Below are 19995 nucleotides of genomic sequence, written 5' to 3' on the forward strand. Positions count from 1 at the left end.
CGTCAGCACTCATCCCATGTATGTGGAATCGGGAGGAGTCACCGTTTTGTAGCAGGCTGCTCATCGCTAGTGTCGAGGTCAATGAAGCGTTCAACTTCTTCCTAGAGGTTTCTTTGCGTTCTGCGAGGCTTTCTTGCCTTCTTCTATCTAAAAGTATAAATCCCAGCCGATGATAAGGGCGCTGAACAGCATTGCCGAAACACCGGACAGCACATACAAGATTGTTCTTAGTTTGCCGTTCTTTTGCCTCCGCAGCTTAAGCCCGAGCAGTACGATATATCCCGCTGCCAGCACGACATAAGCGATGTTCAATATAAGGTGAATGCGGATGGCTGAATAGGTCGTGTAGGTTATGCTTCTATAGCCCAGGATTACGGTGTTCACTAAAAAGGCAATTCCCGCAACATTCATCCAAAGATGGTATTTGTTAATGGGGGATGGCGGTTTCGCCTCTTTCTTGAATCTGCGAACGATCCATCCGAACAGGCCGCTAAGAAGTGAAAGGATTATGATAGCTATACCCAGGCCGAGAGCGATCAGGGATATTCGCGTACTTTGTGCGGATATCCCTGTGATCGGAAAAGAATCGCTAAACGGACGTGACATCTTTATTACGGCTCCTTGATCATCCCGCACAAATAATATAATTCCCGATTGATAGACCGGAACATAAGTATTAGGCGATATCTGACTCAAGGACTGGCCATTAATGTTTAAATATGAACTGTTATTGGCGGTAATCTTCTCAGTATCGAGGAAGGTCAGGATTTTCATGTAGCCATGGACCACTCTTCGTGCAGTTATATATTCACCGGCCACCTGTGAACTATCCGGAAGTTCTCCGCTGTAAAATGCGGGTAGGTAGGCACCAAAAACCTTGTCTACAAGACCGGTGGTAAAGTTCCATTCATTCTGCTGGTTGGTCATCACGACCATGCCGAAGCCGGATTCCGGGTCTAGCACGAACTTGCTACTAAAGCTAAGCGTATTCCCGCCATGTTCCAGCGCAGGAACAGCATAATTCATTTCAAAAAAACCATGGGCAATTCGTGGAAGGTCTGTTCCCTCGTAATTCAGGCTGGGAGACAGAAATTTCTTTAAAGTTACATTGCTGTGGAATAGCGGACTGTTGTGGCCTGTTGCAGGCATTAGAGCAGCCACGAATTTCGCTGCGTCCTTTGCTGTTCCTATGGTACCTCCTGCCGGATAAATACCGATATATGCTCTATTCTTCTTGATCAACTCCAGCTTCGTTGTATATCCTTGAATCTTGCTTCTCCCAGCTGCAACTGCCGGATTGTCCTGCTGTGACGGGTGGATGGAGGTATGTTCCATACCAAGTACCTTAAAAATATGCTCTTGCACATATGTATAAAAGGGCTGGCCGCTCTGCAGTTCCACAATGTAGGCAGCCAAAGCCGCCCCATAATTGGAATAAGCTACAACCTTGCCTGGTTGATTGACCTGCCGGGGTTCAAAGCCGCGCAGCGCCTCTCCGAGCTCAGGAACATCGTCCTCTGCAAAATAGTACAAATCCGTGCCCCGATCCTCCCAGCCCGCATTGTGATTCATAAGGTTCAGCAGAGAAATGGGCGCCTCATACTTCAGCTTTTTGAGAAAGCCATCGGGAAGATATTCGCGGATATCCGTTTCCAGATTTAGTTTCCCTTGTTCAACCAGCTGCATCACACTGGTCCATACCAGCAGCTTCGTGCATGAGCCCCACTCAAACACAGTGTCTGTATCTGCAGCAACCTGACGCTCTATGTCTGCAAATCCATATGCTTTATCTAAGATGGTCTTGCCATCCTTAACCACCGCCACAGAAACAGCTGCAGCCGTCCGCTGATAGATAGACTCATAGTTATCGATAAACCCCTCAAGCGAAGACAACGGTGTGCCGGAAGGAAGCAGATCCTGTTCTTCCGCAGCAGCATACGCTGGAACTGCCAGCAGCAGCATAATGACAACAAGTAAGCTGACGGATAACTGCTTAACTCTTCTCCTTCTATTATGTTCGCTCATCGGCTAACTCCCTTTCAATGATTCAATGGATTAAGGTAATTCCAAACATTTCTGTAAAGTTTCATCAAATCCTTTTTTCGCATCCATCTCATCGGAAATGTCAGTGTCTGGTCAGCCTGCGGGGATGCTTTAACACCGCGGCATAGAGCAGTGCTGGTAGTAGCTGCAGTGGTGCGCAGGCACTAAGCGGGCATAGCGGTACAGAAATTTTTCTGCTAGGATAGGCTTTGGAACGACTATCCACATGACATTCATCCCCACCAACTACAGCATACTTTCATTACAGAACTTGCTTGCATTGAGTCACCTTCGTTTAGGCGGCTTTTGTTTTTAACTGAAATATTAGGGGGACTGTTATTGAGAACCGTATTTTTAGCAAAGCCGAGTATTGAATATCAAGACGAATACCTTGCTTTCTACGAGGAATGGAAGTCTAGTGGAGAATCTATAGTACCATGGGTTGTAAGCAGAGACCCGTCTGACTTTGAGGGTATGATTCAATTTCTGCTTGAAAATGAAAATCGAGAGCATATTCCTGAAAATTGGGTTCCAAGTTCTACATACTGGTTAGTATCCGATGACAAGAGGGTCATTGGGGCAGTAAATATCAGACATGACTTAACTGAAAAATTATTTAATTGTGGCGGTCATATTGGATACGGAATTCGTCCTACCGAGAGACAAAAAGGTTATGCTACAAAATTACTTGCTATGGCATTGGAGAAAACCAAAGGACTTGGTATCAAGAAAGTCCTTGTTGTATGTGATGAAGGCAATATAGCTTCCGAGAAAACGATTCTAAACAACGGCGGATTACCGGACACAAGCTTTACAGAGGAAGATGGCAATGTCGTAAAAAGATTTTGGATAGAAACCTAATCATTTCGAGACACTTCACGTCCTTAATCTAGAAGCTTTTTACTTCGTCCAAATGAAAAGAAGACGCAGGAGACTCCTAATTCCTGTCCGTCTTCTTTTTTTATGCTTGTACAGAATAAAGGAGAACTAATATTGGTTGTTGACGATCATTGTTAACTGTACCAATTCATCCAGAAGCTGCTCTTCCAGGCTGATGATCTCACACATCTTCTTATGAATCTTCACCCGTGCAGCCGGCTTATTGCCGGAACACATCACCTTGATTATAAATTGATTAATCAGATCCCACTGCTCCCCTGCATGCCGGTAGCCCTCGATGGCCCGGGAGAGTGCGGGCACATTGGCCTCGCGGTTAAGCAACTGCAGGAACAGGCTGAACCGGATCCGGCTGATGGGCAGGGCGTTCGCGTACAGCTTGAAGGCAGAGCTGGCTTCTGCAGTCCCATCGGCGGTGATCCCTGTCTCCAGATAGGCGTCGGCATAGGCGGTTAGCTGTGCGGCAACCTGGTCCGGCTGAATCTGATGGGTTGGATTCGTCAGCATTCCTTGAAGCGTAGTCTGCCAATCGGTGTATGAACGCGAAGCATCACAAAGATCAAATAAGGCATAGAAATGGCAGGCTTGCTCAAGGAGATCAAAATCCACAGCTTCAAGCCCTTTGCCATAGTAGGCATCCGTCAGATAAATGATGTTGCTCGAACGGTCCAGTCCAACGGCGAGACAGGCATGGCTGGTATGCAACCTGCGGAAGGCCACACACCAGTGGCAGTCATAAGAATCGAATCCGACCAGAACCGGCATTCCTGAAGACAGCTGGCTCTCCAGGATGCCAAACAGAAAGTCCTTATCCATAGCCGGCCCCTTCCGTTCTATATAACTGAACCTAAGGCCATGGTACGCAGACAGGGATTCTGTACTGATCCGTGGCAGCACTAACCGTTCAATCAAGGGCTGATCCGGGGACTGCTGTGCTTCAAAGGACATCTTCCAGGCATTTCCATACATGCACTTGCTGTCCTTGCCCTGCCATTGCGCAACAGACTGGATGCAGTCATCAATACAACTGCGCAGAGTAGGGTAGGGGGTACTCTTAATCGGAGCAATGTTCAACACTGCTCATCATCTCCTTCGCCGACAAAAAGTGACTATGCAACCGGTTTCGATAAGAAGCCGGAGTCATACCGCTATACTCACGGAAAAGCCGGTAGAAATATTTCATGTCGTAAATTCCGACCTCCAGGGCAATAGACTGTACTCCAAGCTCCGTGAACATGAGCAGGATGCAGCTGTATTTCATGCGGATTTCCTGAAGCATCTGGATGTAGGATTTGCCGGTCTTACTCTTGAATAATCTCTGAAACTGGCGGGAGCTTACTGCAATCTGCCTGCTGATCTCCTTCAGCGTGATTTTCTCCCTGAAATGACTGATCATATACAAGATGACGTCATGCAGCGGATCATAATCCATCTCTGACTGCTGAGCGAAAGGAACGGCGGCTGCAGGCATAATGAGGTTCGCCAGTTCGAACAGCAACGGGTACAGCTGCTGATCCCCGAGTGAGCCATAGCTCTGCCTCTCATGTATACGCCGGAGCAATAAGGCCAGCTCCATGCAGTTGTCCCTGTATCCGAACCATTGCTTCACCTCCAGAAGCTTCAGGAGCGGCAACATCTCCTCTTCAGAGAAGGGTCCCGGCAGCTTGCTGAGAATCCTGCCAAGCTTAGGCCTGAGCATGCAATTGAAGATGAGGAGCGGCTCAGCGCCAGTCAGATCCTGCGGTTGAAAGACATGGGAAACCCCGGGAGGTATAACTAACAAATCCCCTTGCATAACCTGCATTTTATCCTCACCCGCCAGATGGATGCCTTCCCCTTGAACTACATAAGCGAGCTCCAAAAAATCGTGCTGATGACGGACGGAAGTGACCGTTTCCTGAGTCAGGAGCATTTGTACCGGCGAACAGGAGTTAAATAAATATTCCCCAGTAAATACCGGAAAAATTTCCATAATCAAACCTCCGTTTTCTGCTTCCTGATGATGGACTTCTGGAATCCACCCTAGTATATCTGAATATTTTGGCGCATTCAACCATATATTAACAAATTCAATTTTGGTATATTCATCCTATTCATTCCTATTATGCATACTGAAAGGGGTATTCACATGCAGCAGAAGGTCATTGAGATTATCGCTGAAATCAAGGAGGAACCGGGCCTGCTTCAGACACTGAATGGAGCTTCCGATCTGACAATGGACGCCGCACTAGATTCGCTGCAAATCATCAACTTTATTCTGAGAATCGAAGACGAATTCGATGTCGAAGTAGATTTCGATACCTTTGATCTTGAACATTTGAAATCTGTTGACCGTTTCACCGATTATGTCGCGGGGCTTGCGGTACGATGAAGAATACTGTGCACTGCGGCAGCCTGGAGTCGGAACGCTACTGGCGGGAGGAAGACTTGGCTGCTTTGCCATCCGTTCCTGATGCGAAGGCTATGGCTATCGTGCAGGCCATGGATGAAATGCTGTTTGTCTTCTGCGGAAGTGGAGACATTCTATTAACCCGCCATGGGATGGACAAGGCTCAATATGACTATCTGCAGTCTCTCAATTATTCATTCAGGACCAATATGAATCCGTTAACCCTAGGAGTGGAGGAGCCTGGCACAGCACAGAATGCACTGAATGTATTTGAATTGCTGGGCAGGCTGAATCCCGGGCAGGAAGCGGGCAGGTTAATACCGGAGGGATCGTTGCTTGAACCTTTTGCCGTGCTTCCGGGGACGCATGAGGCGGTTAGGCGATATAAGCTTCTGCCCGTGCTCCCGGATGAACAGACTGTACGCCGAGTGAACACCAAAACCTACTCTGCAGCTATACGGGACAGGCTGCTGCTGCCGAATATCGCTCTTGTCGTTCATAGTATGGAGGAGCTGCTGCAATCAGGAGAAGCTCTGCTGGAGAAGGGGGCTTTTCTGATCAAGGATGAGTATGGTGTCTCGGGCAAAGGCAATCAGCTCGTGGACTCCGGGCGGATGCTGCGCAGAATTGCCGGGTACCTGGAGTCCAGCCGCAACCAGGACAAAAGAATAAAGTTTGTGCTCGAACCCCTGCTGGACCGGGAGACCGACTTCTCTTGTCAATTTCATATTGATCCGGAAGGCCGTATCTCAATATTGTCCGTTCAGCAGCTGGTCAACCATGGCTTTGCCTTTGGAGAGTCCCATTCCCCGGAGCCGTCTCTACTTGAAAGGCTGGACCGGGAAGGGTATTGGGAGACCATGCACAGTATTGGGCGGGAGCTATATTCAGACGGTTATTACGGTGATGTATGCGTGGATTCCATGCTGCTGCGCGACGGAAGCCTCACCCCTCTGGTGGAGATCAATGCGCGGAAGTCGATGAGTCTGATCAAGCATAATGTAGACCGCCATTTCAAGCAGGAGGGAATGAATACCTGTCTATTACAGGTACCGCTGGCAACCCTGGGGGAGGTTCATTATGAAGATCTGCTGGGGCGGCTTGCGCAAGAAGGCATATTATTTTCACTGGGAGCGGGGGAAGGAGTGATTCCCCTGACTTCAGGTACACTCCGGCCTCCTGACCCTTCCCGATCTGCCGGTTCCGCCAAAGGCAAGCTGTATGCAGCACTCGCTTACCGGAATGAAGACAGCAAGAACAGACTCACCCGCAAGCTGGACGAATCGCTTCTGCGCACGGGCTACACTATATTGCGATAAAGAGAGGAACCCTCCAATGAATAATACCGTGACTATTCTATGTTCTGGTTTCGGTCTGGGCTTCTACGTCCCCGGTCTGTTGATTGAACGGGAACTCCATGCACTTGGAATCCAGGCGGAGATTGAAGTCTTTGAAGCACTCATGCCCGACAGCAAAAAAAAGCAGACGGACAACAGCCGCAAGGCGTACCAGCAGAATTTTGCCGTAGCCTTGACTTCACAGAAAATACCGTCGGATATCCGGAGCAGTCTTGATGCTGCAGCCGTTGAACATTTATTGCAGCAATGGAAGCAAGAAGCAAGGCAACGCTTCATTGTATTATCCGGGCACTGGGTGCATGTGATGGACAGGTACCGGGAGATGGCCGGCTATCCTGTAGATACTGACTTGCTCTATATTGATGCCGAGCTTTCGCCGTCATGGAAGAATCTCCGCAGGCTGAACCCCGGTTACTCAAAAGGTTACCGTGAAGTAAGTATGTATGATCCTGTGAAAAGGGAGATTCTATACAGCATAGCTGCCGGACCCAAGGAAGTGCTGCCCGCATCGGCAAGGAATGGGAGATTGGTTGTTCATGGCGGCGGCTGGGGAATTGGAACCTTCCGCGAGAAGTTCGATGCCCTGGAGACGGCAGGATATGAACTGGATATTGCCGCTTACAGTTCGCAGGAGATTGGAGCGGCCATCCAGGGAAGACGGTATTATATGAACGACCCCGAATGGCGGACCTGGAAGCGCAACAGCAGCAGGCAATATACCTTCCCACCTTTTGCAGAGGTAACCGGGAGCCAGGCAGACCGCTTTCCGCCTTGCCGTCACTACCAGGACGGGATGTATGGTGTTATCCGGCAGGCATCCGCAGTCATCAGCAAGCCGGGAGGCGGCGCCTTGATTGATTCACTGGCTTCGGGCACTCCGTTGGTGCTGCTGGACCCTTTCGGTCCGCATGAGAAGGTTAACAGCGATCTGTGGGTAGAGCTTGGTTACGGCATCCGTTACGGGGAGTGGGCGGAAACGGGCTTTGACCGTGGGGAATTGCGTAAGCTGTCGGATAACCTCCAGTCAGCCAGGGGCCGTTATCCGGATTATGCGGCAAGCTATGCGGAACAACGATCCGCAGCGGAAGGGAGAAGCTAATGCAGCCTACCAGTAGAGTGAACCTGGATGCCAAGTCCTTTGAGGCGCTGAAACGCACGATCAAGAATGTCGTAATTCCGCACCGGGAGCGCAAGCATGATCCCGGGTTCAGAACCGTTATGCCGGAGATTATATCCCTGAAGCTGACCAACCGGTGCAATCTCCGCTGCAAGCATTGCTACCAGTGGAATGAATCCGGATATCATCATGATATGGACATTGCCGAGCAGAATCTGGATATGGATCTGGAGATGATCCAGCGGCTTCTGGAGGAGACGGATGAAGCACAGTCCCGTTTGTATTTATGGGGGGGCGAGCCGCTTTTTCACCGGAATACCCGGCAGATTCTGGAGCTGCTGAAGGAGCATCCCCGGGATACAACGATCTGCACCAATGCCTATCTGATTCCTAAGTACGAAGAGGAGCTGTGTGCGATCTCTGACAACCTGGAACTGCTGATTCCGATAGAAGGGTTCGAGGAGGAACATGATTTGCTGCGCGGCAAAGGTTCCTTTCATAAAGTGGTCGAGAGCGTCGAACGGCTGCTTGAACTGCGCAAGCAAGGCCGCTTCCGCGGCCGGATCTCTGTGCACAATGTGATTAATGACAATATGATCGGCCGATTGTACGAGCTGGTGGAGTTTTTTGAGCAAAAGGGTGTCGATCTGGTCCTGCTCTGCTTCCCGTGGTATATCTCTGCGGAAACCAGTCTGGAAATGGACCGCTTCTACGATGAACACTTCCAGTGGCTGGCGGAGCTTCCGCCGGATCACCGGAGCAGCTGGCATGCCTTCAAATACCATATCAAGCCCGAGAATGTCACTAAGCTAACCGAAGACCTGCAACGGATCAACAGCAACACTTGGCATAATACCCGAATCCGTTACCAGCCGGGGCTCGACTTTGATGAAATCGAAGATTTTGTGGCCGGCAAGCCGATGAAATCCCGCAGTACGTCGAAATGTCTGGCGCTCAGTACCCGGGTGGATATTGCTCCCAGCGGTATGGTGAGTGCCTGCAAGTTTTTTGGCGAGCTGGCTATTGGCAATGTGAAGGAGCATTCGCTGACCGACATATGGAATTCAACCCGCTACGACAGGCTGCGGCGGATTCTGGATGAAGGATTGTCGCCGGCCTGCTCCAAATGCAATGTGCTGTACCTGAATACCTATGCTGCGCTGACGCATGTATGAAGAACGTGGGTGAACAGCTTGTCTATAAGCTCGGAATCTTGGGTTCGGCGAGGATTGCTGTACCGGCCATACTGGAGCCTGCGCGGGTTGTGGAGCAGGTAAGGATAACCGCAATCGCCAACCGGACCCTGGATAAAGCGGTGACAATGGCGGAAGCGTACCGGATTCCTTATGTGGCGGGCAGTCTGGAGGAGCTGCTGGAGCTTGGCGATCTGGATGGAGTATATATTTCACTCAGCAATGAGCTTCATACAGAATGGGCCGTCCGGGCTCTGAAGGCGGGTAAGCATGTATTGGTAGAAAAGCCGATGTGCCTACATCCCGAAGAAGCTGAGCGGTTACGGCTGGTAAAAGAACAATCCGGTGCTCCGAAGCTCGCCGAAGGGCTGATGATCGCCTTCCACCCCTGGCAGCAGGCCTTGAAATCCATTGTTGACTCCGGGCAATTCGGTCCGCTCCACAGGATCAGCACAAGAATTTCGGTGCCCGCCAAAGACAGATACGCCGGGAATTACCGCAGTGCCAAGGCGAAGGGCGGAGGCGCTTTTGCCGATCTGGGCTGCTATTGGCTGCAGTTCCTGCAGACCCTGGTCGGTCATCAGCCCCGAGAGATTAGGGCGCAGTCGGCTTTTGACGGGCCGGATGGCTGTGATTGGACCTTTCGGGCGTCGCTGCAATATGAGAACGGTCTGGAAGCGGAGTGTCTCACTTCCTTTGAGCTTCCTTTCCGGGCTTCGCATACCTTGTATTTCGAGCATACGGTGCTGACGGTCCCGGATTTCTTCCGGCCGGTCAAAGGATTCTACAAAATCAAAATACGACATGATCTTCCGGACAACCGCAGCACCCTGTGCGAATTTGAGCCGATGAACTATTATGTCAACCAGCTGGAGGCTTTCGCAGAGATAATGAGCGGGCAAAGGGTAGAAGCGCTGGAAGCTACGTGGGAACGCGTACACCTTCAATCCCTGATCATGGCCGAGGCCCAGCAGTGCCGGGTCTATCCATGAAGCTGCGTATCCATAGCCCAAACGCACAACAGCGCCCCCCCGTCACCGGAGGGGCGCTGCTTTTGTCTTAACGGTCCTGCAAGGAAGGAGGCTGCTCTGTCCAGAAGCGCTCGTTGTTCAGCACATAGATCCCTAGCGCCTGCTCGAAGGAAAGCCCGTGATTATAGAAAGCCAGCATCCTCGCAGCAAAGCGCATACTCTTATCCGCACTGGGCGATTGCAGCAGCTCTGTTGCCAGCTTACGGAAGTCCTTCGGCTTAGCTTCTGCAGCAGCTACGGCATCCAGCAGCCCCTTGTGGCTTGGAAAGAGCAGCCGGTTATATGCCAGAATCATTCTCCCGCTGAAGAAGACCAGATTACTGGCGCTGTGAGCGAGCAGATAGGCGTCATTCTTCCGGGCGGCCTCTTTGGCGAAATAAAAAGCGTACAGAAAGATCTGGGCGCAAAAGTCCCTTAGATTGCAGTCCCGGTTCTCTTCAGGATAGATAGGGATTCGGGCTACCAGTTCATCCAGCTCCGGAATTCTGGAGAACACAACCTCAGAGCCGGTAAAAGCATACCTCGTCGGCTCGTTGCCCTGCCCCGCGGCAAGCTCCAAAAACCGGAGGTTAATCACTTTGATATCGGCGTATCCGCCTTCATAGGTACTGACTTCCCGGTCCACGTAGGACAGCATATGATCCTGGTCATATGCTGCGTAGGCTTCATCGGATAATACGAGGTGAACATCCACATCCGAGGTCTCCTTGGCGGTTCCTTGGGCTACCGAACCACTGGTGATTACTGCCAGGCAGGAAGGGTTCTTCTCAAGCTTCCCCACCAGCTTCTCCAGCGTCTGTCTATGGTGCTCATACATCTCTTTCATCCTCCCTTAACGTGCTCATGCACATTAAGCGTACCCATTGGACAGCTTGCCAGCTATGGTCAATTCAGACATTTATTTACCCGGGACGACTATTCTTCCAATCTCCAGATATGTTTGTCCGCCCGGAACGGCAGACAAGAACATGCACCGAAAATTCCGATTACAAGAAATAGCAAAGCTGCTCCGGAACCTTTTCCTGCTCCGACCAGTGCGACCCACAGACTATCCATTGGTTGCACTGCCATAAACGGTTCAAACACCCTGTCAACCAAAACACCACCGCATAGATATCCCAAAGGAATGGTGAAAAACTGTAAGGTATTCCTTGCCGAATAGACACGCCCCTGCATCTCAATAGGGATTTTCGAGCGGAAAAGTACATCCATATTAGCGTTCATAACAGGAATGAATACCCATCCGAGGATGGCGCCCAAACACCACACAGGCGTACTCCTGCCGAAAGCAAGGATGAAATTCTCGGAGCTCATGGAAAAAAGCAAGCAATTCAAAATGACCCGAACCCGGCTTTTAGGCGGCGGCAGGATAGCTACCGAAATGCTTCCCATCATCATTGCTATCCCTGAAACGGTATTGACCATACCTAGCGCTAACTCTCCGCCGCCAACACGTGAGAGCATCATTGCGGGCAGGGCAGCATTGAAGATGGAGGCGGTAAAATTGATCACAGCCAAAAATAGGATTAGATCCAGAATTCCCCGGTTGTCCCGGAGATACCGCAAGCCGCTTTTAGCAGACTGCAATATCGTCTCGTTCCCAGCGCTGTCCCGTTTTGGAACTTGCGGGATATTGACAAAGCATAGCAACGCGATAAACGCTGTGGCAAATGTAATTAAATCAAATAGGATAACAAACCGAATACTTGTAAAGGAAAGCATTGAAGTGGCGAGTACAGGCGTCAGTATGGTGACCAACGAATTGGACAAGGAACGCATCCCGCTAACTCTCTGATAGTGCCTTTGCGGAGCCAGCAGGCTGATGGCTACATCCGACGCTGGCTGCTGTACAGTGTTCATCAGTCCGTTCAAGGTATTGATCAAATACAGATGCCAAATCTGGAGTTTGCCCGTTGTCAGCAGAATAAGGACCGAAACGGTACAAAGTGCCGCAAAGCTGTCACTGAGCAGCATGGTGGCCTTCTTGTTCCATCGGTCGCTCAGTGCACCTGCGAAGATACTCAGTAGGACATAGGGTGCATAGGAACAGATGGTCAAAAGCGAGGTAGTAAGAGCCGACCCTTGTTGCTGATAAGACCAGATCACCAATGCAAAGGCGGTCATTGCACTACCTAGTGCCGAAAATGACTGTGTAATCCATAAAATCAGGAAAGTACGAAGCTCTCTGATGTTCGTTTTGAATTTTTTTATCATGACTCTGCTCCTCTTTCAAAGATTCTTAGCGATTCAATGAAAGTGCAAAGTCGAACGGACGAACTGTAGTTCGCTCCGTGCAATTTCGTCCGGTTCAGACCTTGCACGGAGCAGTGCCACTGCATATTTTCATTTTATTCTCCTTCTTTATCGCTGGTAGTTAAATTCACCCGAAAGTAAATTCTTCTTTATTTTACCATAAGGGACTAACCTGGAGCCCAACTTTTACACGGGAAAAGCCCTTAGGATTAATCCTTTGGGCTTTAGTTAATTTTTTTGATTTTCTGTCAAGTCAATATCGAATTAATTCATGTCGTCCCGAAGCGCGTCAATAATATTTTCTCTTTTGATCTTGCTAATGGCATATAGCATTGTAATGAACACCACAAAGAACACGCTGAACACGCTGATTCCGATACTGCCCCACGGGAATACAAAATCGATATTGTCCTCCCCGCCGCCCATCCCTTTGTAAATCAGCCAAGAAGAGATTGCGCCTATGGGAAGCCCGAAGATTAGCGCCCTCATGCCATAAAAGGCACACTCGAAATTCATCATCTTTTGGAAACCGCGTTCAGACATCCCCACAGAGCGGAGCATGGCAAGCTCCCGCCGGCGCAGCTTGATATTCGTGGAAATCGTGTTGAACACATTGGCAACCGCAATCAGCGAAATCATAATGATAAAAGTATAAGCGAACACGTTGGCAATGAATATCATATTGCGGTTCTGATCAAGCATTTCAGAGAAATTGATCAGGGTGTAACTGGATGTAATCCCCACATCCTGAATCATCGTTTTCATTTCAGCCATCGACTGTGTGGGGTGCTTTGACCGAAAGGTCAAGCCCTTAATAGCCAGTTGGGTATCGGAGGTTTCAAACTTCTCTTTGAGCGAATAGGGGGCCATCACCTTAAAAATGAACGGATTCTTCGACCCGGAGTTTCCTGGGATCGGAGGGCCATCAGGCGGCACGGTATTGACAAACTTAATACTTACGTTTCGCCCCTGTTCCATCTTCGGCTTGCCATTGGTTTCGGGAGCGATGGTAAAATTCATGGAAGAACTCTTGAACATATCTATAAACTCGTCAAGCTCATGCTCCCGATTGGCTTTCATGTGGTTTGTCATTTTTGCAACGGCGATCATTTTCGCACTTTGCCCGGTATATTCCTCTGCGGGCAAGCCCAAGCTTTTGATAATGTTCAGATAGGCGCTGTCATCAAGAAACTGAACTTCCATTGGCAGATTAACCGTTTCATCCGGCGAATGTGAACCCGCGTCCTCCCAGTAAGCGTCTGAAAGATCGCTTGCTTTGGCAACGCCTGAATACTTCATGAGCGCTTGATAAGAGCTTTCGTAAACCCCGTCGGCGGTTTTTAGTTTGTCGTAAAGCGACAACATTTCTCTATCGTCCATGTCCTGCGTGGCCAAACTGATGTCAATGTCAGTAGCCACTACTGCCCGCTCCGACGCCTGCTTCAGATCCGTTACAAAAGCACTGGCCGATATAAACAGCACTACGCTTAGAATAAGTGATAGCACAATGCTGCGATAGCGTTTCTTGTTTCTTTTAAAATTCTTTAGCGCAAGAGTTCCCTCCAAACCGTAAATACGCTGCGCCAGTTTTGACGTTTTCACGGCCTTGGATTCAACTTTGACTTCGTTTGACTGGCGAATACTCTCCATTACGGGAGTGTTTGCGGCCTTCCTGGCCGGGATATAAGCCGAAATCAGAATCGTAACCATGCTGACCGCCGCCGCAACGACAATGGCGGGGATGGACACCGTTAAGGTAAAAGGGAGGTTGCTGTAGAGAACGTCCTCAAAATTCTTGGCTACAACGGAAATCACAAGCCCGATGCTGCCTATGCCAACGATAACGCCAATGGGTATACCGGCCGCACCGATACAAAGCCCCTCAAACAGCACCGAATTTCGCAGCTGCTTTGCTGTGGCTCCCACCGACGAGAGAATCCCGAACTGATGTGTGCGTTCGTTCAGCGAGATGGTGAATGCGTTATAAATCAGAAAAATCGAGCCGATCATGATGATGGCGACCACAATGCCGCCAACCGCGTACAGAAGCGTGTTGAAAATATTATCGTCCGAAAGACCCATGAAGCGCAACACATTATCGTTAAAGACGTAAGCTTGGCTTCCGGCTGTGCTGCTTGAGTAAGCGTGAACACCACGCGGGTTTTTAAGCGTGACAAATAGGCTGAAACTGTCCGCTTTATCTCCAGCATCTGCTTTTGTGATCAAGGTATAGCCCGGCGCGGAAGATTCCTCAAAGTAGGCTTTTTGGTAGATACCGACAACCGTGTAAGTTCTCTTGGCTTTTGGCACAAGAGTTTCTTGCCCCGAAATGTAAGGGGTGTGTTGACCGAGTTTCTTGTCGCCATTCATGCGGCTTCCAACACCAAGTGAAAGCTTGTCACCCACCGCAAATTTAACGCCGCCCTTTACTTCGACGCTCATTGGAACAAGAATCTCTCCGCTGTTTTCAGGCAGCCTGCCGGACATCAGGTTGATGGGCAAGGTATCAAAGGTTTTCTTGCTAAATCCGGCTATAAAAAGATACGGCTTGTTGGGGCTTTGCCCGTCCTTAAGTGCTGCGTAGCCGATATTTTCAAATGCAGCGGTGTTAGCGACCCCCTTGTCGTGGGTTCGTTCCTGTACGAAAGAAGAAGGGGCGTCCAAGAACTCAACGTGCCAATCGCCGTATTTCTGGGCCGCGCCGTTTGTCATATAGTTCAGCAGGGAAATGCCAAAGGTGAGTACGCCCGTGATCATAGCAGCGGACAGAACAACTCCGATAATCGTGACAATCGTTCGGGTACGGCTTTTTTTCAAGCTTTGCAGGGTGACTTTGTTAAAAATATTCATGGCCGCACCATTCTCTCATCCCGCACGACTTTGCCGTCTGATATGCCGATAATGCGGTCCGCTTGCAGGGCGATATTTTCGTCATGGGTGACGAGGAGCAGGGTCTGCCCATATTTTTTATTGCTTTCTTTCAGCAGCTTGATGATTTCATGTCCATTCCGGCTGTCCAAACTGCCCGTGGGTTCGTCGGCAAGCATGACCGCCGGGGCGTTCATCAAAGCGCGTCCTATGGAAACACGCTGTTGCTGACCCCCCGAAAGCTGATTGGGTAAATGCGTTTTGCGATCTTGCAGCCCAAGCATTTCGAGCAGGTCATTCAGCCGTTCCTCGTTGACCTTGCGCTTGTCCATCAGGATAGGCAAGGTGATGTTCTCCACCACATTCAGGGTGGGAATGAGGTTGTGAAACTGGTAAATCAGTCCGACCTGCCGTCTGCGGAAGATGGCGAGTTTTTCATTGTTTTTGGCATATACATCCTGCCCGTCCAAATACACCTTTCCGCCTGTTGGCACATCCACGCCGCCGATGATGTGAAGCAATGTGGATTTACCGGAGCCGGAGGAGCCGATGATTGCGGTAAACTCCCCCTTTTCGATGGTAAGCGAAACATGGTCAAGCGCAGTAACTTGGTTTTCGCCCTTGCCGTAGACCTTGCATAAATTTTCGATTTTTAAAAATTCCATTATGTAAGTCCCCTATCTCATGGTTTACCCAAATAGTAGCACCTTCAACTTACATCTCTGTGACTTTCAGGTGAGAGATTCGTCACTTTGGGAAACGGATGGCAAAGTTCGCGCCGCCCTGGGGGTGGTTTTTTGCGGTAATCGTCCCTCCTTGACGGGTTATAATCATCTTGCAGAGAGCCAGTCCAATCCCGTAGCCTGTAGCGTTGGGGTTCTTCCCACGATAAAACCTGTCGAACAGATAGGGTAAATCTTCTTTTTCAAAGCCCGCGCCGCTGTCGTGGATGGCAATCTCGGTATACAGTGGGTTGTCCTTACATGCAATCGCAATCCTCCCGTTATCGCCTGCGCTTTCTATGCAATTCTTGAGGATGTTCTGAATGGCTTCCGCAAGCCAACCTGAATCCCCCTGAATCATCATCCCTTTCGGTGCATCTATTTGCAGATCAATATCGTGCAGTTCCATTGGGATTAGGAACGGGCGAAGCGCGGCGCGTATCAAGTTGTCGACATCGATCTGCTCGCTTTGGAACACCACAATGCCCGCGTCCAGGCGGGATAATTTCAACAGGGAAGTAAGCAGCCAATCCATCTGTACAAGCAATTCCTCTGTTTCCCGCACAAATGCTTTCCGGTCATTTTCGTCAGGGTTATTCTCTAACAATGACAGAATAAGGTTCACCGATGTGAGAGGGGTGCGGAGTTGGTGGGCTATGTCGGCCAATGAATCGGCAAGATGCTCTTTTTCTTTTTTTAGTGCGTCGTTTTGCTCCCGAATACGCAGCGTCATTTTTGTGATCTCGCTGTGTAGAATGGAAAGCTCGCCCTCGTCCGATTCACCAATATACAGATGGTCAGCGTTATGAAGCACAAGATCGATTTGATCTGAAATCTGCGCAATGCTTGTATAACGGGCTTTGGTAAACGCAAAAAACGCTGTGCCAAAGGCTGCGGAAGAAGCAATGGCAAGGATTCCAGCCGCTGTATGGATGGCAAATCCCAGCGCCACAGCGGCGGCTGCTATGAAGGAGAACAAAATGGCAAACTGCCGAAACTCTCTATTCCGCAGCATTCCCGTCCCCCAATCTATATCCTGTCCCACGAACAGTCAGAATGATTTGCGGGTTTGCAGGGTCGTTCTCGGTCTTCTCCCGCAAGCGTTTGATGTACACGGTCAGTGTATTGTCATTGACAAACTCGCCCGCAGCGTCCCACAATTCGTCAAGTAGCCTGCCCCTCGTGATAATACTTTTGGGGTTGCTAACAAACACCAACAACAAGCGGTATTCTAATGCTGAAAGAAAAACCTCGTTGCCGTTTTTTTTCACAACACCGCTTGCCGTATCGACATGAAGACCGCGAATTTCAAAATCCGACCCGGAACGCCCGCTTTTTCGCAAGGCGGTTCCAATTCGCGCGATCAATTCACGCGGACGAAAAGGCTTGGTGATATAGTCATCCGCGCCCATGTTCAGTCCGGTAACAACACTTGCTTCATCACCGGAAGCCGTCAGAAAGATAACGGGAACATCCTGCGTTTCTTTGATTTCCGTGCAAACCGAAAATCCATTTCCATCAGGCAAAGAAATATCAATCAACGCCAAGTCGAATTTATTCCCGGCAAGCGCTGTAAGAGCGTCACCACGCGTTGGGGCGTGAGTGACTGTAAATCCCTCCGAGCGGAGTAAAAGAATAAGGTTTTTAGCGATTGCCTTATCGTCCTCAACCAAAAATATCCGTTTCATTTATGTTCACCGTCCTTTATTTTACTGCTCCTATATCGCCCGTGTTTTATTATATTTCTTTTGACGGAAATATACAGGCTAGGTGGCGTTAAAGGTCAGTATATATTTTGAATGTATTGGGTGAGTATGCTTCTCCCGGGGTTATGATATACTTTGTCATGAACAGGTTCGTTTACTATTTCGGGATAAAGATTTGTCCTGGTATATATAGAGAGGTTAATGATATGACAAATAATTTCTGGCTTGATTTACCACGGCCTTTTTTCATATTGGCGCCCATGGAAGATGTGACGGATGTTGTGTTCCGCCATGTCGTAAGTAGAGCGGGTAGACCGGATGTGTTTTTTACGGAGTTTGCGAATTCAGAGAGCTATTGTCACCCGGAGGGGCACCATGCTGTGCGCGGGCGTCTGACGTTTACTGAGGATGAACAGCCGATTGTAGCGCATATCTGGGGAGATAAGCCGGAATACTTCCGTCAGATGAGCATCGGGATGGCCGAGGAAGGCTTCAAAGGCATAGATCTTAATATGGGTTGTCCTGTAGCGAATGTAGCAGAGAACGGGAAGGGAAGCGGCCTGATCTGCCGTCCTGAACTCGCAGCGGAGATCATCCAGGCCGCAAAGGCCGGGGGATTGCCCGTCAGTGTCAAAACAAGGCTCGGGTTCACTGACATCGACGAATGGCGCGGCTGGTTAACCCATATTTTGCAGCAGGACATTGTGAATCTGACCATTCATCTGCGCACCAGAGAGGAAATGAGCAAAGTAGATGCTCACTGGGAGTTGATTCCGGAGATCAAGAAGCTTCGTGATGAGGTGGCACCCCATACACTGCTGACCATTAACGGGGATATCCTTGACCGTCAAACTGGCCTGAAGCTCGCTGAACAATATGGTGTAGATGGGATTATGATCGGGCGCGGTATTTTTCATAATCCGTTTGCGTTCGAGCAGGAGCCGAAGGAACATAGTAGTAGCGAATTGCTTGATCTGCTGCGGCTGCATCTGGATCTCTATGATCAATACGCAGGACAGGCACCACGTTCATTCAGCCCGCTGCAACGATTCTTCAAAATCTATGTCCGCGGATTCCGCGGGGCCAGTGAATTAAGAAATACTTTAATGAACACCAAGTCCACAAGTGAAGTGCGTGCGCTGCTTGATGAGTTTGGGAGCAAGGAGCAGGACGGGGCGGGGGAGCTTGGGGATTAGGCAGCCAGAATTATTGAATTTCGAGCGGGAAATAGAATAGACGTAAAAAGAGTGTGAGGATCGGATGATGGGGAAGGGACAAGCCCGGAGCCAGCAAGCCGTTCCTCATTTTTTATATGGGAGGGGGATCACATGTCCTGGAGCAAATTGAAGCAACAACTGGAGGGCTTTCTCAGTCCTGCGTTACAGGGAAGGGTAGAATACCGCGCACCGGGGTACCGTTATCTGCCTGATAAATCAGGGATTTGTTATATCTCCGTAGATAAAAAGAACGTGCTCAATATGAGTGATAAAACGAACCCTATCAGATGGTATCAAACAGAACTGGAGATTAAAAATGATCCGGATATCCAAATTCCTATTAGCAATGACGACATAGAAGCGGTCAGACAAGCCACCAAGGGGCCAGTGCCGGAGGATCGCCTAATCGTAATGGCCAGAAGCAGAAAAAGTACAGAACACGCCAAGGAACTAATGTCAGCACAGGCTGCACTCGTTAAATCGAATTTTATCGTGGTGGCTAATCAGTTCTTAACGACGCCTATAGAGGAGAGCTTAGAGAGTAATGATATGGTATTGAATATTCTGGCTTTGGTGGACCGGAGAGTTGGGAAGAAGCGGATTTTAAACATGGCTGAGAAGATGGAGTTAAAGCATCCGGTTGTGCGGTATTTTTATGAGCTAAGGCGGGGGGCGTTGTGAGATATGATGCCTGGGAATGATCGCCCTCTCTTCACTGAGAGGGTTTTTCTGTTTGTCTAGGCTAGGAATGGCTGGCACATTTTTTCGGCAACTAAAAGTGAATATTTTGCGATAGGACGGAAATTCCAACATATGGTACGATGGGAACGAAGTTTAATTGGAGGTTGTGACTAGGCAAATGGATAGAATACACTCTCATCATTGTAATCTGAATATATGGGCTCATCTACCTGATGAAGTATGGAATAAAGTTGCTAATATATATGAGCTTATGCCTGGTTGGGTTGGGTACACAGATGGAATTCCACACTGGTTTGGGCAGGAAAATGATGATGTTTTTATTCAGGCATCCGTTGAGCCGAGCGGATTATCATTTTATGCACAGATGAATAAGAGTGAATGGGATTCTTGGATAGAACGCTTTAAATCAGAAGCAACAAAAGCATTAGGGTTTAATATTGGTGAACCTGAGGATGGGTTTCATTAGGTAATAGATGAGTATACAGAGGTACTTGGAGAT

Annotated in this window: 18 protein-coding genes; 9 read left to right on the plus strand and 9 right to left on the minus strand. The window is 49.3% G+C overall.

Annotated elements, in window-relative coordinates; all coding sequences use genetic code 11:
* Positions 1-147: 147 nt before the first annotated feature.
* Entirely contained in the window at positions 148-2025 is a 1878-nt protein-coding gene (locus tag ACTJKB_RS25380) for a serine hydrolase domain-containing protein (protein WP_440837118.1), read from the minus strand.
* A gap of 357 nt (positions 2026-2382) precedes the next feature.
* On the opposite strand from ACTJKB_RS25380, the gene ACTJKB_RS25385 reads away from it, so the two are divergent.
* Entirely contained in the window at positions 2383-2904 is a 522-nt protein-coding gene (locus ACTJKB_RS25385) for a GNAT family N-acetyltransferase (RefSeq protein WP_440837119.1), read from the plus strand.
* 126 nt (positions 2905-3030) lie between these two features.
* On the opposite strand, the gene ACTJKB_RS25390 is transcribed toward ACTJKB_RS25385, so the two are convergent.
* Together ACTJKB_RS25390 and ACTJKB_RS25395 are read right to left on the minus strand one after the other, a co-directional pair.
* The gene (locus ACTJKB_RS25390; protein ID WP_440837120.1) at positions 3031-4017 is read right to left on the minus strand and encodes a hypothetical protein; all 987 of its coding nucleotides are present in this window, start codon (positions 4015-4017) and stop codon (positions 3031-3033) included.
* A complete protein-coding gene (locus ACTJKB_RS25395; protein ID WP_440837121.1) occupies positions 3995-4912 on the minus strand; it encodes a helix-turn-helix domain-containing protein in 918 nt (305 codons plus the stop codon). Before ACTJKB_RS25395 ends, ACTJKB_RS25390 begins: the two co-directional genes overlap by 23 nt.
* A gap of 156 nt (positions 4913-5068) precedes the next feature.
* On the opposite strand from ACTJKB_RS25395, the gene ACTJKB_RS25400 reads away from it, so the two are divergent.
* From ACTJKB_RS25400 to ACTJKB_RS25420, 5 genes are read left to right on the plus strand one after another with little or no spacing between them, the layout of a single operon-like run.
* Positions 5069-5311 carry an acyl carrier protein gene (locus ACTJKB_RS25400; protein WP_440837122.1) on the plus strand — a complete coding sequence of 81 codons (243 nt, stop codon included), beginning with the start codon at positions 5069-5071 and terminating at the stop codon, positions 5309-5311.
* Complete coding sequence (locus ACTJKB_RS25405) at positions 5308-6648, plus strand: hypothetical protein (RefSeq protein ID WP_440837123.1); 1341 nt, start codon at positions 5308-5310, stop codon at positions 6646-6648. The genes ACTJKB_RS25400 and ACTJKB_RS25405 overlap by 4 nt, the downstream gene beginning before the upstream one ends.
* 16 nt (positions 6649-6664) lie before the next feature.
* Positions 6665-7786, plus strand: coding sequence for a UDP-glucuronosyltransferase (locus ACTJKB_RS25410; RefSeq protein ID WP_440837124.1), 1122 nt, complete (start codon positions 6665-6667; stop codon positions 7784-7786).
* On the plus strand, positions 7786-8979 hold the full coding sequence (locus ACTJKB_RS25415; protein WP_440837125.1) for a radical SAM protein: 1194 nt from the start codon (positions 7786-7788) through the stop codon (positions 8977-8979). Before ACTJKB_RS25410 ends, ACTJKB_RS25415 begins: the two co-directional genes overlap by 1 nt.
* Positions 8976-9989, plus strand: coding sequence for a Gfo/Idh/MocA family protein (locus tag ACTJKB_RS25420; protein ID WP_440837126.1), 1014 nt, complete (start codon positions 8976-8978; stop codon positions 9987-9989). Before ACTJKB_RS25415 ends, ACTJKB_RS25420 begins: the two co-directional genes overlap by 4 nt.
* Before the next feature lie 67 nt (positions 9990-10056).
* Here the strand turns inward: ACTJKB_RS25420 and ACTJKB_RS25425 are convergent, their stop codons facing one another.
* The 6 genes from ACTJKB_RS25425 to ACTJKB_RS25450 all read right to left on the minus strand — a co-directional run bounded on the left by ACTJKB_RS25425 (position 10057) and on the right by ACTJKB_RS25450 (position 17559).
* Complete coding sequence (locus ACTJKB_RS25425) at positions 10057-10845, minus strand: nucleotidyltransferase domain-containing protein (protein ID WP_440837127.1); 789 nt, start codon at positions 10843-10845, stop codon at positions 10057-10059.
* A gap of 98 nt (positions 10846-10943) precedes the next feature.
* Positions 10944-12242 (minus strand): MFS transporter, encoded by a 1299-nt coding sequence (locus ACTJKB_RS25430; protein WP_440837128.1) that lies wholly within the window; start codon positions 12240-12242, stop codon positions 10944-10946.
* Between the two features lie 303 nt (positions 12243-12545).
* A complete protein-coding gene (locus ACTJKB_RS25435; protein ID WP_440837129.1) occupies positions 12546-15131 on the minus strand; it encodes an ABC transporter permease in 2586 nt (861 codons plus the stop codon).
* Positions 15128-15814 carry an ABC transporter ATP-binding protein gene (locus ACTJKB_RS25440; protein WP_440837130.1) on the minus strand — a complete coding sequence of 229 codons (687 nt, stop codon included), beginning with the start codon at positions 15812-15814 and terminating at the stop codon, positions 15128-15130. The genes ACTJKB_RS25435 and ACTJKB_RS25440 overlap by 4 nt, the downstream gene beginning before the upstream one ends.
* Positions 15815-15896: 82 nt before the next feature.
* Entirely contained in the window at positions 15897-16886 is a 990-nt protein-coding gene (locus tag ACTJKB_RS25445; RefSeq protein ID WP_440837131.1) for a sensor histidine kinase, read from the minus strand.
* On the minus strand, positions 16873-17559 hold the full coding sequence (locus tag ACTJKB_RS25450; protein WP_440837132.1) for a response regulator transcription factor: 687 nt from the start codon (positions 17557-17559) through the stop codon (positions 16873-16875). The genes ACTJKB_RS25445 and ACTJKB_RS25450 overlap by 14 nt, the downstream gene beginning before the upstream one ends.
* A 224-nt stretch (positions 17560-17783) precedes the next feature.
* On the opposite strand from ACTJKB_RS25450, the gene ACTJKB_RS25455 reads away from it, so the two are divergent.
* The 3 genes from ACTJKB_RS25455 (at position 17784) to ACTJKB_RS25465 (ending at position 19962) form a co-directional block, all read left to right on the plus strand.
* Positions 17784-18773, plus strand: a complete 990-nt coding sequence (locus ACTJKB_RS25455) for a tRNA dihydrouridine synthase (protein WP_440837133.1) — start codon at positions 17784-17786, stop codon at positions 18771-18773.
* Between the two features lie 132 nt (positions 18774-18905).
* Positions 18906-19475, plus strand: coding sequence for an SF0329 family protein (locus ACTJKB_RS25460; RefSeq protein WP_440837134.1), 570 nt, complete (start codon positions 18906-18908; stop codon positions 19473-19475).
* Positions 19476-19653: 178 nt separating this feature from the next.
* Entirely contained in the window at positions 19654-19962 is a 309-nt protein-coding gene (locus ACTJKB_RS25465; RefSeq protein WP_440837135.1) for a hypothetical protein, read from the plus strand.
* The last annotated feature ends 33 nt before the right edge of the window (positions 19963-19995 follow it).

The sequence above is a fragment of the Paenibacillus sp. 22594 genome, from assembly GCF_052044425.1.
GTDB lineage: Bacteria > Bacillota > Bacilli > Paenibacillales > Paenibacillaceae > Paenibacillus_AQ.

What these genes read in the sequence shown, in the direction of transcription:
- ACTJKB_RS25380 (WP_440837118.1), bottom strand. Translation starts at nt 2,025, where the DNA reads ATGAGCGAACATAATAGAAGGAGAAGAGTTAAGCAGTTATCCGTCAGC.
- ACTJKB_RS25395 (WP_440837121.1), bottom strand. Translation starts at nt 4,912, where the DNA reads ATGGAAATTTTTCCGGTATTTACTGGGGAATATTTATTTAACTCCTGT.
- ACTJKB_RS25400 (WP_440837122.1), top strand. Translation starts at nt 5,069, where the DNA reads ATGCAGCAGAAGGTCATTGAGATTATCGCTGAAATCAAGGAGGAACCG.
- ACTJKB_RS25405 (WP_440837123.1), top strand. Translation starts at nt 5,308, where the DNA reads ATGAAGAATACTGTGCACTGCGGCAGCCTGGAGTCGGAACGCTACTGG.
- ACTJKB_RS25410 (WP_440837124.1), top strand. Translation starts at nt 6,665, where the DNA reads ATGAATAATACCGTGACTATTCTATGTTCTGGTTTCGGTCTGGGCTTC.
- ACTJKB_RS25415 (WP_440837125.1), top strand. Translation starts at nt 7,786, where the DNA reads ATGCAGCCTACCAGTAGAGTGAACCTGGATGCCAAGTCCTTTGAGGCG.
- ACTJKB_RS25420 (WP_440837126.1), top strand. Translation starts at nt 8,976, where the DNA reads ATGAAGAACGTGGGTGAACAGCTTGTCTATAAGCTCGGAATCTTGGGT.
- ACTJKB_RS25425 (WP_440837127.1), bottom strand. Translation starts at nt 10,845, where the DNA reads ATGTATGAGCACCATAGACAGACGCTGGAGAAGCTGGTGGGGAAGCTT.
- ACTJKB_RS25430 (WP_440837128.1), bottom strand. Translation starts at nt 12,242, where the DNA reads ATGATAAAAAAATTCAAAACGAACATCAGAGAGCTTCGTACTTTCCTG.
- ACTJKB_RS25435 (WP_440837129.1), bottom strand. Translation starts at nt 15,131, where the DNA reads ATGAATATTTTTAACAAAGTCACCCTGCAAAGCTTGAAAAAAAGCCGT.
- ACTJKB_RS25440 (WP_440837130.1), bottom strand. Translation starts at nt 15,814, where the DNA reads ATGGAATTTTTAAAAATCGAAAATTTATGCAAGGTCTACGGCAAGGGC.
- ACTJKB_RS25445 (WP_440837131.1), bottom strand. Translation starts at nt 16,886, where the DNA reads ATGCTGCGGAATAGAGAGTTTCGGCAGTTTGCCATTTTGTTCTCCTTC.
- ACTJKB_RS25450 (WP_440837132.1), bottom strand. Translation starts at nt 17,559, where the DNA reads ATGAAACGGATATTTTTGGTTGAGGACGATAAGGCAATCGCTAAAAAC.
- ACTJKB_RS25455 (WP_440837133.1), top strand. Translation starts at nt 17,784, where the DNA reads ATGACAAATAATTTCTGGCTTGATTTACCACGGCCTTTTTTCATATTG.
- ACTJKB_RS25460 (WP_440837134.1), top strand. Translation starts at nt 18,906, where the DNA reads ATGTCCTGGAGCAAATTGAAGCAACAACTGGAGGGCTTTCTCAGTCCT.
- ACTJKB_RS25465 (WP_440837135.1), top strand. Translation starts at nt 19,654, where the DNA reads ATGGATAGAATACACTCTCATCATTGTAATCTGAATATATGGGCTCAT.